The following is a 289-nucleotide window of genomic DNA, read 5'->3' on the forward strand; positions in this document are numbered from 1 at the left end:
GGGAAGAAAAGCAAAAGACGAAAATGGCTAAATTTAAGATCCGTCCAGCCACTGCCTCTGACTGCAGTGACATCCTGCGACTGATCAAGGAACTGGCTAAATATGAATACATGGAAGATCAAGTAGTTTTAACTGAGAAAGATCTCTTAGAGGATGGTTTTGGAGAGCACCCCTTCTACCACTGCCTGGTTGCAGAAGTGCCTAAAGAGCACTGGACCCCTGAAGGACACAGCATTGTTGGTTTTGCCATGTACTATTTTACCTATGACCCATGGATTGGCAAGTTACT

1 protein-coding gene is annotated in these 289 nt (G+C 44.6%); it reads left to right on the plus strand.

Annotated features, from left to right (window positions below; all coding sequences use genetic code 11):
- Nucleotides 1-23 precede the first annotated feature (23 nt).
- Nucleotides 24-289 (plus strand): GNAT family N-acetyltransferase (locus KDM89_RS21765; protein ID WP_369123608.1); only part of this gene is annotated, 266 nt, incomplete at its 3' end.

It is taken from the genome of Cognatundibacterium luofuense, assembly GCF_018139685.1.
In the GTDB taxonomy this organism is placed as follows: Bacteria; Pseudomonadota; Gammaproteobacteria; order Burkholderiales; family Burkholderiaceae_D; genus Undibacterium; species Undibacterium luofuense.